The following is a 14,500-nucleotide window of genomic DNA, read 5'->3' on the forward strand; positions in this document are numbered from 1 at the left end:
CGCTGGGCGCGACCCCTACCGGCTGCGGCGTGTTCGCCGAGTTGGACTCGGTCAGGCGAAGGGCCTTGTTGGTCCAGTTCCAGACCTCGTGGAACAGAGCCTTGTCCTCGGAGAGCTTCACCCCGAGCGAGGGGATCATCTCGCGCAGGCGCGGGGTCCAGTCGGCGTACTCGCGGGGGAAGCAGCGCTGCAGCACGTCGAGCATGGCGGTCACGCAGGTCGAGGCGCCCGGCGAGGCGCCGAGCAGACCGGCGATGGAGCCGTCCTGGGCCGCGATGACCGCGGTGCCCAGCTCGAGCACGCCGCCCACGCCCTTACGGCGGATGATCTGCACGCGCTGGCCTGCGGTGATCAGCTCCCAGTCGTTGCCGCGGGCGCGCGGGACGAATTCCTCCAGCGTGACGACCCGGCCGGACTGCGACTTGAGCAGCTCGGAGACCAGGTACTTCACCAGCGACAGCTCGGTGACGCCGACGCCGAGCATCGGGGCCAGGTTGCCCGCCCGGATCGACTTGAACAGGTCGGCATTGCTGCCGTCCTTGAGGAACTTCGGGGTCCAGCCCGCGTAGGGGCCGAACAGCAGGCCGGGCTTGCCGTTGATGACGCGGGTGTCCAGGTGCGGCACCGACATCGGCGGGGCGCCGACGGCGGCCTTGCCGTAGACCTTGGCCTCGTGCTTGTCGATCAGCGCCGGGTTGGTGCAACGCAGGAACTGGCCGCTGACCGGGAACCCGGCGAAGCCCTTGATCTCCTTGATGCCCGACTTCTGCAGCAGCGGCAGCGCGCCGCCGCCCGCGCCCACGAACACGAACTTGGCCAGCACGGTGCGCGACTGCCGGGTGCGCGTGTTGCGCACGGTGAGCTTCCAGCTGCCGTCGGACTGCTTGGACAGGTTGCGCACCTCGTGGCCGAAGGCCAGGTCCGCGCCGACGGAGCCGAGGTAGCCGAGCAGTTCCTTGGTCAGCGAACCGAAGTCGATATCGGTGCCGTTGTCGGTCCAGTTCAGCGCGACCGGGTCGGAGAAGTCACGGCCCTTGGCCATCAGCGGCAGCCGGCGGGAGAACTCGTCGGGGCTGTCGATGTACTCCATGCCCTCGAACAGCGGGTGCGGGGCCAGCGCGTCGTAGCGCTTGCGGAGGTACTTCACGTCGTCGGCACCGTGGACGAAGCTGACGTGCGGGATCGGGTTGATGAACCGCGAGGGATCACCGAGGACGCCGTTCTCGGTGGCATAGGCCCAGAACTGCCGCGAGACCTGGAAGCGCTCGTTGATATCGATGGCCTTGGTCACATCGACCGAGCCGTCCGGCTTCTGCGGGCTGTAGTTGAGCTCGCACAGCGCCGAGTGGCCGGTACCGGCGTTGTTCCACGGATCACTGCTCTCCGCGGCGGCGGCGTCGAGCCGCTCGAACAGCGAGATCGACCATTCCGGCTGTAACCGGCTGATGAGGGCACCGAGGGTGGCACTCATGATTCCGGCGCCGATGAGCACCACATCGGTCTTTTCAGTCATGGCAGCGTTCGGCACGGCTTGATCGACTTCCTTGTCACTTCTGCGGCGCGGCCCCCGTTGGCCTGCCTTGGTTGTAGCGAGCCTGGCGTGACTCGGCGGGGAAAGGTTACCCGCCGTTCACCTGTGCCCAATTGTGCACCTCATACCCTTCGATTTCGGCAACGGACCCTTCGAATGTGATAAAGATTCCTCTCCCGCCGCTGGTGGCGGCGGGTCTGTATTCCGCTGTGCAGCTGGCCTAGATTGGTTCGCGTGACCGAGCGAACCCCAGCGGGCGTGTCCGATATCACCGAGACGAATTCGGCCGCCGAGCGCGGCGCGGCGCAGTGGCGCACGGATGTTCTCGGCGACGGCTATCAGCAGCACACCATCGCCCTCGGCGAGGATCCCGACGGTGAGGGCGAGGTGGTCGCGACCCTGGTCCGGCACCTGCCCGACTCGGGGAGCGAGACCACCGAAACAGCCGCGACCGCCGTGCTGTATGTCCACGGATTCACCGACTATTTCTTCCAGCGCCATCTCGCCGAGCATTTCGCGGCGCGCGGGCATCGCTTCTACGCCTTGGATCTGCGCAAGTGCGGCCGCTCGCTGCGTTCCGGGCAGAGCCCGCACTATGTCACCGATCTCGCCTTCTACGACGCCGAGCTCGACGAGGCACTGCGCATCGTCCGGGCCGAAACCGGCGCGAACGTACTCCTGGTCGCGCACTCCACCGGCGGCCTGATCGTGCCGCTGTGGCTGGACCGGCTCAACCGCGCGGGCGGCGTCGCCGAGGCCGGGATCGTCGGCCTCGTCCTCAACAGCCCCTGGTTCGACCTGCAGGGCCCGTCCTACTACCGGACCATCGGCACCCCGCTCATCGAATCCCTCGGCCGCCTCCGGGCGACCTCCCGCCTGCCCGGCGGCGGCATCAGTACCTATGGCGACAGCCTGCACCACACGGTCGCCGGTGAATGGGACTACAACCTGGACTGGAAGCCGTTGTCGGGTGCGCCGGTCCGCTTCGGCTGGCTGCGCGCGATCCGGCGCGGGCACTTCCGGCTGCACCAGGGCCTGGACATCGGCGTGCCCGCGCTGATCCTGCGCTCGAAGCTGACGAAGTTCCTGCGCAAGTACGGCCCGGCCGCCGATGTGGCCGACACAGTGCTCGACGTCAAGCAGATCCAGCGCTGGTCCGGCTGCCTGGGTGGCCGTACGAATATCGTGCCCATCGACGGTGCCCGCCACGACGTGTTCCTCTCCTCGGAACAGCCGCGTGCCCACGCTTTCGCCGAGTTGGACCAGTGGCTGGACTGGCTGGACGACTACCGGCGGGCCGAGCAGGGCGAGTTCGCGCAATCCTGAGTTCGACCTCGAATTCCGCGCGACTCACGCCGCGTCGGACACCCCCTGTGACCGAGACGCGGACCGGCGCGTCCCGGGCCGGCCGGGCCCGAACTCACCAGAGGCTGGTGCGCAAAACGATCTCGGTGGCCAACTCGTGCGCGGCGTCGGTAGCCACATTGTCGGCCTCGATCTCGACGATGCGGAACTCGCCGTAGACGAACCGTCCGGAAGCCTCGGCCGCCGCCCGATCCAGCCCCTTGGTGACCAGCACGGTCACCGGCAGTTCCAGCGGACGGCAGTCCGGATCGCCGGGCGCGCCCCCGGGTCCGGGCACGGCGGGGTGGGCCCGGTCGGCGACCACCATGCTGATGTAGCGGCCGAAAGGCCCGGAACAGGTCCGCCAGGCCAGTTCGGCGCCCGCGCCGCGGCCGGCGACATGCGCGTAGGGCACGCCGAGCTCGTCGAGCAGAAGGGGCACATCGGCCGGGGTGAGACCCTCGATCGACTCGACCACGAGGGTGCGCAGGTCGGAGGTCGTCAGCCGGGACACCACCTCGTCGTACCCGTCGACCGGGTCGTCCACGTCGGGCAGCAACAGCACGGTGTGGCGCGTTTCCGGGCCGTCGACGCGAACCGTGAAGGCCCGGTCGCCGACCGTGATCCGGCGGGTCTCCATGCCGGAACGGTACACCGCCGCGTCCGGCCGCGAGTGCCCCACCGGGGGGCGATGACCGCGCTATGCCCGGCCGACGGTCAGCACCGGCAGTCCGCCGGGCGCGCCACCGGTGACGATGCGCTCGAGCGCGTCCTGATCCAGGTGGCGCTCCATCAGGTCGGCGAGCAGATCGAGCTGTCCGGTACGCACCCGCGCGACCGACGTATCGGGCGCCACCGCGAAATCGGGGCGTCCGGCGCGCTCGGCGACCTCGCCCAGCCAGGCGCGGCGGAACTCGTCGCTCTCCAGCAGTCCGTGCACATGCGTGCCCCACGCCGCGCCCGTCACCGACCCCTCCGGCGCGCCGTCGAGTTCGAGCCAGCCGGGATCACCCGTGCGCCGCACCCGGCCGTGGTGGATCTCGTAGCCGTGCCAGGCCGTCGCCGACTGCCGGTCCTTGCCCTCGACCCGCCGCAGCACCTTCGGCTCGTCGAATTCGATGTCCAGATCGAACACCCCCAGGCCTTCGACCTCGCCCGCCCCCGACTCCACCCGGTCCACGATGCGGCGCCCCAGCATCTGGTACCCGCCGCAGACCGCCAGGACTGGCCGTCCGCGGGCCGCCCGCTCCCGCAGCACGGCGGCGATTCCGGTGCGGCGCAACCACTCCAGGTCCGAGACGGTGGACTTGCTGCCGGGCACCACGACGAGGTCCGCGTCGGCCAGGCGCGAGGGCTCGCTCACCCAGCGCACCGCCACGCCGGGTTCGCACGCCAGCGCCTCCACATCGGTGGAATTGGAGATGCGCGGCAGCCGCACGGCCGCGACGGTCAGCCACCGGCCCCCGGCCGGCGGTCGCGGACGCCCGACCGGCGCGTCGGCGACGGTGCCGAGCGAGTCCTCGGCGTCGAGCCAGAGATCCTCGGCGAAGGGCACCACCCCGATGGTCGGCCTCCCGGTCAGCGCGGTGAGCTGATCCAGCCCGGGCCGGAGCAGATCGACATCGCCGCGGAACTTGTTGACCACGAAACCGGCGATCAATTCCTGATCCTCGGGTTCCAGCACCGCCACCGTGCCGAAAAGATGGGCCAGCACTCCGCCCCGGTCGATATCGCCCACCACGATCACCGGCAGGTTCGCCGCCCGCGCCAACCCCATGTTCGCCAAATCGGTGGCGCGCAAATTGATTTCGGCGGGCGAGCCCGCGCCTTCACAGATCACCACGTCGAATTCGGCGCGCAGCGAGGCCAATTCATCGGCGACCACCTGTCGCAGTGCGGTGCGATGCCGGAAATAGTCCGCCGCGCCGACGGTGTCGACCGCACGGCCGCGCACCACCAACTGCGATCGCCGGTCACTGCCCGGCTTGAGCAGCACCGGATTGAAACGCACGCTCGGTTCCAGTCCGCACGCGCGCGCCTGCAACGCCTGGGCGCGGCCGATTTCCCCACCGTCGAGGGTGACGACCGAATTGTTCGACATGTTCTGCGCTTTGAACGGCGCCACCCGTACTCCACGCCGGGCCAGCATCCGGCACAACCCGGCGACCACCACGCTCTTGCCCGCGTCCGAGGTGGTGCCGGCGACCAGCAGCGCGCCTCTCACCGCTGGACCGCCTCGGCGGCGACCGCGCTCACGGCAGGGTGAGGATTTCCGCGCCCGTCTCGGTGACGACGAGGGTGTGCTCGAACTGCGCGGTCCACTTGCGGTCCTTGGTGACCACGGTCCAGCCGTCGTCCCAGATCTCGTAGTCGATGCCGCCCAGGTTGATCATCGGCTCGATGGTGAAGGTCATGCCGGGCTCGATGACGGTTTCCACCGCGGGCTGGTCGTAGTGCAGGATCACCAAGCCGTTGTGGAACGTCGGGCCGACACCGTGGCCGGTGAAGTCGCGCACCACCCCGTAACCGAACCGGTTGGCGTAGGACTCGATGATCCGGCCGATCACATTGATCGCCCGGCCCGGCTTGACCGCCTTGATCGCCCGGTTGGTGGCCTCCTCGGTGCGCTCGACCAGCAGCCGCACCTCCTCGTCGACCTCACCGGCGAGGAAGGTCCGGTTGGTGTCGCCGTGCACGCCGTGGATGTAGGCGGTGACGTCGATATTGACGATGTCACCGTCCTGGATGACGGTCGAGTCCGGAATGCCGTGGCAGATCACCTCGTTGAGCGAGGTGCAGCAGGATTTCTGGAAACCCTTGTAGCCCAGCGTCGAGGGGTAGGCGCCGTGATCGCACATGTACTCGTGGGCGATGCGGTCCAGTTCGTCGGTGGTCACGCCGGGCGCGACGGCCTTGCCCGCCTCGTCGAGCGCCCGCGCCGCGATCTTGCTCGCGATCCGCATCTTCTCGATGGTCTCCGCGGTCTGCACCCACGGCTCGCCCTGCGCCTCCCTGGCCGTCTTCTTCCACGCGTACTCGGGACGTTCGATGGCGCGCGGCACCTCCCTGACAGGTGAGAGTGTGCCGGGTACCAAGGGCTGACGAGTGCGCACGGACATGCGATCAGCTTATCGGCCGCCCGCCGGGTTCCGGAGGGCACGCATGTCCGCCCACGCCCGGGCACGGCGGGCGCCGAGGACAGACCGCGCACATCCATACTTCGCCCGAGCTCTCGCCATGCAGAACACCGCGGCCGTATCCGATGACCGGACGGCGGCTGACCATCACGCCTTCGGAGGTGTACCGCGGCCGAATCCGGGCGCCACAGTCTATTGAATCGAACTCAATTCGATAATATTGTTCGTGTGGAACCCACGGCCGAACCCGTCCCGCCGGACGCCTCGGCCACGCCTCATCCACGACCAGCGAGGGCAGCATGTACATCCATATCGAGCGGCAGAGAACAGCAGTGCGGGAACTCCACGATCTCGACAGGTTCTGGGTCGCCACGGATGTCGACGTGGAGCACACCGGCCACCGCTTGCGCAGCGAGGGCATCGGCTATCTCGACGGTCACATCGCCTTTGTCGACACCTTCTGGCTGCGTTCGCTCGAGCGCGATCCGGCATGGCTCGCACGCCTGGGCGAGAGACTGGTCGCGGCCGACGGGCACAACCTGCTGCACGGCGTATACCTCCAGGCGCACGTCCGCCCGTCCTCACCGCACCTGCGTACCCACGCGTGGCGACGAACCCGACGGAGCACACACCCGGCCCGTACGGCCCGAACCGCGATCGGACTCTGAACCCGGCAGTTCCACAGCGGCACCGGCCGGAATATCGCCGGACCACGAGCCGTTCACCAGAGTGGTTGACATAGAAACTTCCGAGATAGGACGCCGCTGTGGAACTGGGACTCACGACCTTCGCCGAGCGTTATCCCGTCGGCGACCGGCCCGCACCGACCGCCGCGCAGCGATTGCGCGAAGTGGTCGAGGAAGCGGTGGCCACCGAAGCCGCCGGCCTGGACGTCTACGGCGTCGGCGAACACCATCGCGTCGATTTCGCCGCCTCCGCGCCCGCGGTGGTCCTGGCCGCCATCGCCGCCCGCACCGAACGCATCCAGCTGACCAGCGCGGTCACTGTGCTCAGCTCGGTCGATCCGGTGCGCGCCTACCAGGAGTTCTCGACCCTGGACGCGCTGTCGAACGGTCGCGCCGAGCTGATGGCGGGCCGCGGCTCGTTCACCGAATCCTTCCCGCTGTTCGGCTACGACCTGGCCGATTACGACGAGCTGTTCGAGGAGAAGCTGGGTCTGTTGCTGCGTCTGCGCGAGGACGGACCGGTCACCTGGTCCGGCAAGTTCCGTCCGGCACTGCGCCACACCATCGTCTACCCGCGCACCGAGAACCGGCCGCTGCCGGTGTGGATCGCGGTCGGCGGCAGCCCGGAATCGGTGGTCCGCGCGGGCCTGCTCGGCCTCCCCCTGGCGATCGCCATCATCGGCGGCGAGCCCGCCCGGTTCAAGCCGCTGGTCGAGCTCTACCATCGCGCCCTCGCCGAGGGGGGACACGAGAAGCAGCCCGTCGCGGTGCACGCGCACGGCTACATCGCCGATACCGAAGAGCAGGCCGTCGCCGACTTCTACGACTCCTACGCGGTCGCGATGGGCAGGCTCGGCCGCGAACGCGGCTGGGGCCCGATGACCAAGGCGCACTTCGGAGCAACTGCGCTCGCCGCAGGGTTCCTTGTTCGTCGGCGCTCCCGACCAGGTGGGCGAGAAGATCGAGACGATCCGCGACACTCTCGGCCTGGACCGCTTCATGCTGCACACCAGCGTCGGCACCCTGCCGCACGAGAAGGTGCTGCACAGCATCGAATTGCTCGGCGCGAAGGTCGCCTCCGGATTGCGCTGAGCGCCGCGGCCGCGGACTCGTCTACGCGCTCTGTGTGCGCGGGGGCCGTCCGCTCGGCTTTCTGCCGTTGCCGTGATACGTGCCCGCCGGGCCGAGCACGAGTTCGCGCACGAGGTCGTGGCCGCGGTAGACGCGAACGGTTCCACCGGCCTCGACGGTTCGCACGGTCTCCCCGGCCAGCTGCGCGCCGATCTGGATCTTGCGCTTGCGGTAGCTGATCGTGCCCTGGGAGTTGACGCGGTGTGTGTTCACCCGCCGGACAGTCGCGGCGGCCCGGGAAACCCTTTCGCGCTCCTGCGGATCGGCGCCTTCCCCGCGTTCGGCGATCAACCCGTGTCGCCGCAGGATCGCGTGCACCGTCGACAGTGCGGGCACCGGATCCCAGCCGTCCCGGAGGAGTTCGGCACGGATTCTGCGGGCGCCCCACCGCGGCCGCTCGCGCCGCAGGCGCACCACGGCGGCCTCGAGTTCCGACGAACTCCGGCCGGGCGAAGTCTTGGGACGGCACGAGCGCGGGGCGAGCCCGGCCATCCCTTCGGCCCGGTATCGAGCCAGGTGACTGTAGTAGGACTTGCGGGAGACGCCGTAGCGACGGCACACCTCGATCACGGTCGACCGATCACGTTCGGGCGCCTGCAGGATTTCGAGCCACCGCTCCGGGCCGATGGTCATCAGCGGTCGCGTCATGGCACTCCCCGAAGCCGAACCGAACAGCAATTGAACTCGCCGGTTCACTCTAATGTTCACTTGGATAGCTTTCAAGGCGGTTCATGTGATTGAACCAGCGGGTTAAATTCACACCTGGAGACGGTTAGACTGCCGAGGTGAGCACAGCGACGCCGACCACCGAGCAGACGACCTCCCGCGGCCGGATCGACAAACGGCAGGCCATCCTGGACGCGGCGTTCACCGTTTTCGCGCGCCGGGGTTACGCGCAGGCGGGCGTGCAGGAGATCGCGACGGAGGCCGGGGTCGCCAAACCGACCGTCTACAACCACCTCAACGACAAGCAGACCCTGTTCCGGCACGCGCTGGCGGCGGCGGCCGACGCGGTGCTCGCCGAGAACCTGGCCGTGGTGGATCGGCTGCGGGAGCCGGGGCCGGATCTGCGCGCCGCCCTGGAGGACCAGGCCTATCGGCTGATCCGCAGTTGTTGTTCCGAGCGATCACGCTCGCTGCGCTGGCTCACCTACGGCCAGGTCGCCCAGTTCCCCGACCTCATCGACCTGGTGATGAGCCGCACGTCCGGACGGTTGGCCGATGCCCTCGCCGATCGCATGGCCCGCCTGTCGCTGGCCGGGCTCCTGCGTCCGTGCGATCCGGCCCTGGCCGCCGAGCAGTTCCTCGTCCTGATCACCGGTCCGATGGAGGGCCGCACACTCCTGGGCACCCGCAAGGCGTCCACGGCCGAGATGCGGGCCGTGGCCACGGCGGCTGTCGACACTTTCCTGCGCGCGTATGGAGCACCAGAGAACCCATGAGCCAGAATCCTTTCCGTTTCGGCGTGGTCGCGGTGTCGGCCGTCGACGGTGCGCAGTGGACGGCGACCGCGCGATGGGCGCAGGACGCCGGTTTCGCGTCACTGCTGCTGCCCGATCTGCCCGCGCCGGTTCCCGCACCGTTCACCGCGCTCGCGACGGCCGCGACGGTGACCACGACGCTGGAGGTCGGTACCTGGGTGCTGGCCAACGATTTCCGCAATCCGGTGGTGGTGGCGCGCGAGGCCGCGACCCTGGATCTGCTCTCCGGCGGACGATTCCGGCTCGGACTCGGCGCGGGCCAGCCGGCCAACGGGTACGAGGCCCTCGGAATCCCGGTCGAGCCGGGTGCCACGCGGGTCCAGCGGCTCGCCGAATCGGTCCGGATCGTCAACGCTCTGCTGCGCGGCGAGCGCGTCGACGTCACCGGCAGGCACTACGCCGTGGCGGGCGCATCCCTGCAGCCCCCGCCGGCACGCAAGCCGCCGCTGCTGATCGCCGCGGGCGGCAGGCGGGCGACGGAACTCGCCGCGGCCGAAGCGGACACCGTCGCCCTGAGCACCTTCTCCGCCGACCGGATCGCCCTTCAGGTCGGATGGCTCGCGGACGCGGCGGGCTCCCGGTTCACCGACCTGGAACTGGCGCTGCGCTTCAGTACGCCGTCGAGCACCGTGGGGCCGCCCATTCCCGCGGATTCCCCGAACCTGCTCGGCGGCTCGGCCGAGCAGGTCGTCGATCATCTACTGCGCCTGCGTGATCGGTTCGGCATCTCCTATGTCGTTCTCGACGAGATGGCCGCCCGCGAGCTGGAGCCGGTGGTGCGTCGGCTGGCGGGCGTCTGACCGGCTAGCGCGGATCGGCCACGACGCGGGAACCGGGGATGGCGGCCAGCAGTTCACGGGTGTAGTCGTGGGCGGGCGCGTCGAAGAGCTCTGCGGTCGGTCCGATCTCGACGATGCGTCCGCGCCGCATCACCGCCACCCGGTGCGCGATCCGCCGGACGACGGCCAGATCGTGCGAGATGAACAGGTATGCGACACCGGTGTCGGCCTGCAGCTCCGCGAACAGGTCGAGGATCTGCGCCTGCACGGACACGTCGAGCGCCGAGACGGGTTCGTCGCAGACCACCAGTTCCGGTTCCAGCGCCAGCGCGCGGGCGATCGCCACCCGCTGACGCTGTCCGCCGGAGAGTTCGGCGGGCCTGCGATACAGGACCGAGGCGGGCAGCGCGACCCGGTCGACGAGTTCGCTGGCACGCGCGAGCCGCGAGGCCCGATTGCCCACGCGGAACACGCGCAGCGGCTCGGTGACGACGTCCTGAATCGAATAGCGCGGGTCGAGCGACTCGTAGGGGTTCTGGTAGATCAGCTGCGCGCGGCGCCGCAGAGCGCGCAGCCGTGCGCCTCTGCTCCCGGTGATGTCCTCGCCGTCGAAGACGATCCGGCCCGAGGTGGGCCGCGCCAGACGCAGCGCCAGCCGGGCGGTGGTCGACTTGCCCGAGCCCGACTCCCCGACCAGCGCCAGTGTTTCCCCTCGGCGCAGTGCGAATCCGACCTGGTCGACCGCGCGGAACGACTTCTCCGCACCCGCCGCCGCGGGCAGCGGGAACTCCTTGACCAGGTTCTCGACCACGAGCAGCGGTCGTTCGCCGTCGGCGGCCTGCTGGAGCTGAGGCGGCGGCGTGACGGTCAGGCTGGGAGCGCTGCGCAACAGCCGGCGCGTGTACTGCTCCTTCGGGTCGCGCAGCACCGCGTGCGTCGGGCCGCGCTCCACGATCCGGCCCTGCGACATGACCGCGATGCGCCCGGCGCGGTCGGCCGCGACCCCGAGATCGTGGGTGACCAGCAGGACGGCGGTGCCGAATTCCTCGGTCAGATGCTGGATGTGGTCGAGGATGAGGCGCTGCACAGTCACGTCCAGCGCGCTCGTCGGCTCGTCGGCGATGACGAGTTCCGGCCTGCCCGCGATGGCGACGGCGATGAGGGCGCGTTGGCGCATACCGCCGGACAGCTCGTGCGGATACTGCCGCGCCCGCACCGCCGGATCGGGCATCCCCGCCCGTTCGAGCAGTTCGACGGCGTCGTGCCAGGCGGTGCGCCGGGTCGCCAGTCCGTGGATCAGCAGGACCTCGGCGACCTGGGCGCCGATGCGCTGCACCGGGTTCAGTGACACGCTCGGGTCCTGCGGGATCAGGCCGATGCGCGTGCCGCGAACCGCGCGCAGTTCCTTCTCCGACAGCGCGGCCAGGTCCAGGCTGCCGAACCGGATGTGGCCGGCGTCGATCCGGGCGGTCGCGGGCAGCAGACCCATGATCGCGTGCGCGGTGGTGCTCTTTCCCGAGCCGGATTCGCCTACCAGGGCGACGATTTCGCCCGGCGCGATGTCCAGGTCGACCGATCGCACGGCCCGCGCGGGCCCGGTGCGGGTCTGGTACGAGACCGAGACGCCGCGCAGTTCCAGGAGATTTCCGCTCATCGGCTGCTCGCCCACTCCCCGTCCAGTGCCCGCGCGATCCGGTTGGTCGCCACGACCACGAGAGCCACCATCAGTCCGGCGAAGGTCGAGATCCACCACGCGTTGGCGAGATAGTTGCGTCCGCTCGAGATCAGCATCCCCCACTCCGGCTGCGGCGGTTCCGCGCCGAAACCGAGGAAGCTCAACGCCGACACCGCGAGGACGGCGGTGCCGAGATCGAGGGTGGCCAGCACCACCACCGGCCCGATGGAATTCGGCAGGACGTGACGGCCCAGCACGGTGAACCAGCGCGCCCCCGAGGACCAGGCCGCCTCGACGAACACCGCCTGCCGTAGCCGCAGCACCTCCGCGCGCATCACCCTGGCGAAACCGGCCACTCCTGCCACACCGACCGCGACAGCGACCTTGACGGTGCCGTAGCCGAGCGCGGTCACCAGGGCCAGCGACAGGAACAACGCGGGAATGGCCAGCAGCACGTCGGCGATCCGCATGAGCACGTCGTCGACCCAGCCACCGACGAATCCCGCGACCAGGCCGATCGCGCCGCCCACCAGAAAGGCCACAGCCACCGCGATCACGGTCGCCTGCAACGACAACGCGGTGCCGTGCACGATCCTGGCGAACAGATCGCGGCCGAGTTCGTCGGTGCCGAACCAGTGCTGCGCGCTCGGCGGCCGGAAGATCTCCGAAGGCACCCCGAGCAGCGGATCACGCGAGGTGAACAGGGTGGGCCGGATGGCGGCGAGCACCACGGCGACAACAACGCCGACAGAGAGCACGAGGCCGGGCCTGCGCACCAGGAATCGCGCCAGCCGACGGGCGTCGAAGCCCGCGCCGGGATCGGCGCGAGCGCCGGATTCGGTCCCGCCGAGGACCGTCGGGGTCAGCAGGGAGTCGGTCACGCGAGGCTCCTTCGGCTCCCGACCACGATCCGCGGATCGAGCAGGGGATAGATCAGGTCGACGATCAGGTTGACCACGACGAAGACGAACGCGCCGAACACCACCACGCCCTGCACGACCGGGATGTCCTGCACGCCGACGGCGTCGGCGGTCACCCGGCCGAGTCCGTTGCGGGAGAACACCGTCTCGACGACCACGGCGCTGGCCAGCAATTGCCCGACGAGCAGACCCACCAGGGTGAGCACCGGCAGCGAGGCGTTGCGCAGGGCATGACGCAGATGGACACGGATGCGTCCCGCCCCCTTGGCGCGGGCGGTCTGCACGAACGGCGCGTCCAAGGTGGTCAGCAGGCTCTTCGCCAGCACCTGCGCGATCAACGCGCCGGTCGGGACGGCCAGCGTCACGGCGGGCAGCACCAGTCCGGCCGGGCCGTTGTTGCCGAACGCGGGGAAGAGCGGCACCCGGAACGAGAGCAGCTGCACCAGCATCAATCCCATCCAGAACGCGGGAATGGAGATCGCCAGCGCGGGGATCGACAGCAGGACCTGGCGCAGCCAGCGCTGGGTGGTGTAGGTCGCCAGCACCGCGAGTCCGCCGCCGAAGAGCACGGCCAGCACCACCGCCGCCGCGGTCAGCTGCAACGTCGGCGGCAGTGCCGCGGCGATGGTGCCGCTCACCGAGCGGCCGGTGGCGACCGAGTCACCGAAGTCGCCGACCAGCGCCTTGCCCAGGCCGTCGGCGTACTGGACCAGCAGGGGCCGGTCGTAGCCGTACTGCGCCCGCAGCGCGTCGAGTTCGGCCTGGTCGATCGGCGAGGAGGTCAGCCCACCGCCCGCCATCGCGGCGACCGGATCACCGGGCAGATAGTCGAGCACGACGAACGACACCGTGTAGGCGGCCCACAACACCACGACCGCCTGGGCGACACGTCTGAGCACGTACCGTCGCATGGACCGCTCAGCTCCGCCAGGTGTCGTGCAGCCGGATCCGGCTCGACGCCTCGAAGGCCAGGCCGTGCACGGTGCTCGCCACCGCGAGGATGGTGTCGAGTTCCACGATCGGGACGACATAGGCGTTGTCGACGACCAGCCGCTGTGCCTGCTCGGTGAGCGGCCGGCGCTTCGCCGGTTCGACCGTCGCCGCCTGCTCGGTGAGCAGGCCGTCGAGCGGGCTCGGCGGCAGCCGGTAGGCGTTGACCAGCTGGGTGGAGTACAGCGTGCGCAGGCAGTCGGGATCGGCGCGGCTCAGGTCACCGCCCCAGAAGCCGTCGAAGTCACCGGACTGCACGATCTGCGCGAACTGCGAGACCTGCAGCTCCTGCAGCCGCAGCTCCACGCCGACCGCCCTGAGCTGCTGCTGGAGCAGCTCCAGCGCGGAACGGGTGTTCTCGAAGTTGTTGAACCAGACCACGTTCAGGCTGAGCCGGGCGCCGTCCTTGGTTCTGATGCCGTCACCGCCGACCGCCCAGCCCGCCGAGTCGAGCAGCGCGGCGGCCTTCGCCGGGTCTGCGGCGAGCTCGGCGGACAGGTTCTGGTAGCCGGGCGTGGTGCGCGACAGGATGCTCGTCGCCGGCTCCGTGCCGCTGGGGAACACCGCCTCCACGATCTGCGCGCGGTCGACCGCCGCCTGGATGGCTCTGCGCACCTGGGCATCCCGGGTGATCGGCCGCGCGTTGTTCAGGCCGAGGTTGAACACCGCGCCGGGACGCGGCCGCGTCATCCAGGTCACGCCGCTGCCCCGCAGGCCCGCTTCGTCGGCCCGGCCGAGACCGGTCACGACATCCACCTGCCCGGACCGCACACTGCCCGCCCGCACCCCGGATTCGGGAACGACGGTGAACACGATCTCGTCGAGA

Annotated in this window: 13 protein-coding genes and 1 pseudogene; 5 read left to right on the forward strand and 9 right to left on the reverse strand. The window is 69.7% G+C overall.

Annotated features, from left to right (window positions below):
* Positions 1-1,513 (reverse strand): malate dehydrogenase (quinone) (mqo, locus tag ON26_RS18150; RefSeq protein ID WP_051027201.1); only part of this gene is annotated, 1,513 nt, incomplete at its 3' end.
* 285 nt (positions 1,514-1,798) lie between these two features.
* Here mqo and ON26_RS18155 point away from each other — a divergent pair.
* Positions 1,799-2,857, forward strand: coding sequence for an alpha/beta hydrolase (locus ON26_RS18155; RefSeq protein ID WP_051027204.1), 1,059 nt, complete (start codon positions 1,799-1,801; stop codon positions 2,855-2,857).
* A gap of 94 nt (positions 2,858-2,951) precedes the next feature.
* Here ON26_RS18155 and ON26_RS18160 read toward each other — a convergent pair whose 3' ends face one another.
* The 3 genes from ON26_RS18160 to map are packed head-to-tail and all read right to left on the reverse strand — an operon-like array spanning position 2,952 to position 5,994.
* The gene (locus ON26_RS18160; RefSeq protein ID WP_040797394.1) at positions 2,952-3,515 is read right to left on the reverse strand and encodes a hypothetical protein; all 564 of its coding nucleotides are present in this window, start codon (positions 3,513-3,515) and stop codon (positions 2,952-2,954) included.
* A gap of 60 nt (positions 3,516-3,575) precedes the next feature.
* On the reverse strand, positions 3,576-5,099 hold the full coding sequence (locus ON26_RS18165; RefSeq protein WP_040797385.1) for a cobyric acid synthase: 1,524 nt from the start codon (positions 5,097-5,099) through the stop codon (positions 3,576-3,578).
* 28 nt (positions 5,100-5,127) lie between these two features.
* Positions 5,128-5,994 (reverse strand): type I methionyl aminopeptidase, encoded by an 867-nt coding sequence (gene map, locus ON26_RS18170; protein WP_040797386.1) that lies wholly within the window; start codon positions 5,992-5,994, stop codon positions 5,128-5,130.
* 317 nt (positions 5,995-6,311) lie between these two features.
* Here map and ON26_RS18175 point away from each other — a divergent pair, with 317 nt between their 5' ends.
* Together ON26_RS18175 and ON26_RS34635 are read left to right on the forward strand one after the other, a co-directional pair.
* Positions 6,312-6,680, forward strand: coding sequence for a hypothetical protein (locus tag ON26_RS18175; protein WP_040797387.1), 369 nt, complete (start codon positions 6,312-6,314; stop codon positions 6,678-6,680).
* Positions 6,681-6,877: 197 nt separating this feature from the next.
* Positions 6,878-7,648: pseudogene (locus tag ON26_RS34635) on the forward strand (LLM class flavin-dependent oxidoreductase); the annotation flags it as partial.
* Between the two features lie 163 nt (positions 7,649-7,811).
* Here the strand turns inward: ON26_RS34635 and ON26_RS18185 are convergent.
* Positions 7,812-8,477, reverse strand: coding sequence for a helix-turn-helix domain-containing protein (locus tag ON26_RS18185; RefSeq protein WP_040797388.1), 666 nt, complete (start codon positions 8,475-8,477; stop codon positions 7,812-7,814).
* A 137-nt stretch (positions 8,478-8,614) separates the two neighbouring features.
* Here ON26_RS18185 and ON26_RS18190 point away from each other — a divergent pair, with 137 nt between their 5' ends.
* Positions 8,615-9,271 (forward strand): TetR/AcrR family transcriptional regulator, encoded by a 657-nt coding sequence (locus ON26_RS18190; RefSeq protein ID WP_040797389.1) that lies wholly within the window; start codon positions 8,615-8,617, stop codon positions 9,269-9,271.
* A complete protein-coding gene (locus ON26_RS18195) occupies positions 9,268-10,110 on the forward strand; it encodes an LLM class flavin-dependent oxidoreductase (protein ID WP_040797390.1) in 843 nt (280 codons plus the stop codon). Before ON26_RS18190 ends, ON26_RS18195 begins: the two co-directional genes overlap by 4 nt.
* Positions 10,111-10,114: 4 nt before the next feature.
* Here the strand turns inward: ON26_RS18195 and ON26_RS18200 are convergent, their stop codons facing one another.
* The 4 genes from ON26_RS18200 to ON26_RS18215 all read right to left on the reverse strand — a co-directional run.
* Positions 10,115-11,743: a dipeptide ABC transporter ATP-binding protein gene (locus ON26_RS18200; protein ID WP_040797395.1), complete on the reverse strand. Its 1,629-nt coding sequence runs from the start codon at positions 11,741-11,743 to the stop codon at positions 10,115-10,117.
* Positions 11,740-12,645, reverse strand: coding sequence for an ABC transporter permease (locus ON26_RS18205; RefSeq protein WP_085999042.1), 906 nt, complete (start codon positions 12,643-12,645; stop codon positions 11,740-11,742). Before ON26_RS18205 ends, ON26_RS18200 begins: the two co-directional genes overlap by 4 nt.
* On the reverse strand, positions 12,642-13,583 hold the full coding sequence (locus tag ON26_RS18210; protein WP_245545902.1) for an ABC transporter permease: 942 nt from the start codon (positions 13,581-13,583) through the stop codon (positions 12,642-12,644). The genes ON26_RS18205 and ON26_RS18210 overlap by 4 nt, the downstream gene beginning before the upstream one ends.
* 19 nt (positions 13,584-13,602) lie before the next feature.
* The coding region (locus ON26_RS18215) for an ABC transporter substrate-binding protein (protein ID WP_040797392.1) at positions 13,603-14,500 on the reverse strand (898 nt) is incomplete at its 5' end.

Source organism: Nocardia higoensis NBRC 100133, from assembly GCF_000308595.1.
Taxonomy (GTDB): Bacteria; Actinomycetota; Actinomycetes; order Mycobacteriales; family Mycobacteriaceae; genus Nocardia; species Nocardia higoensis.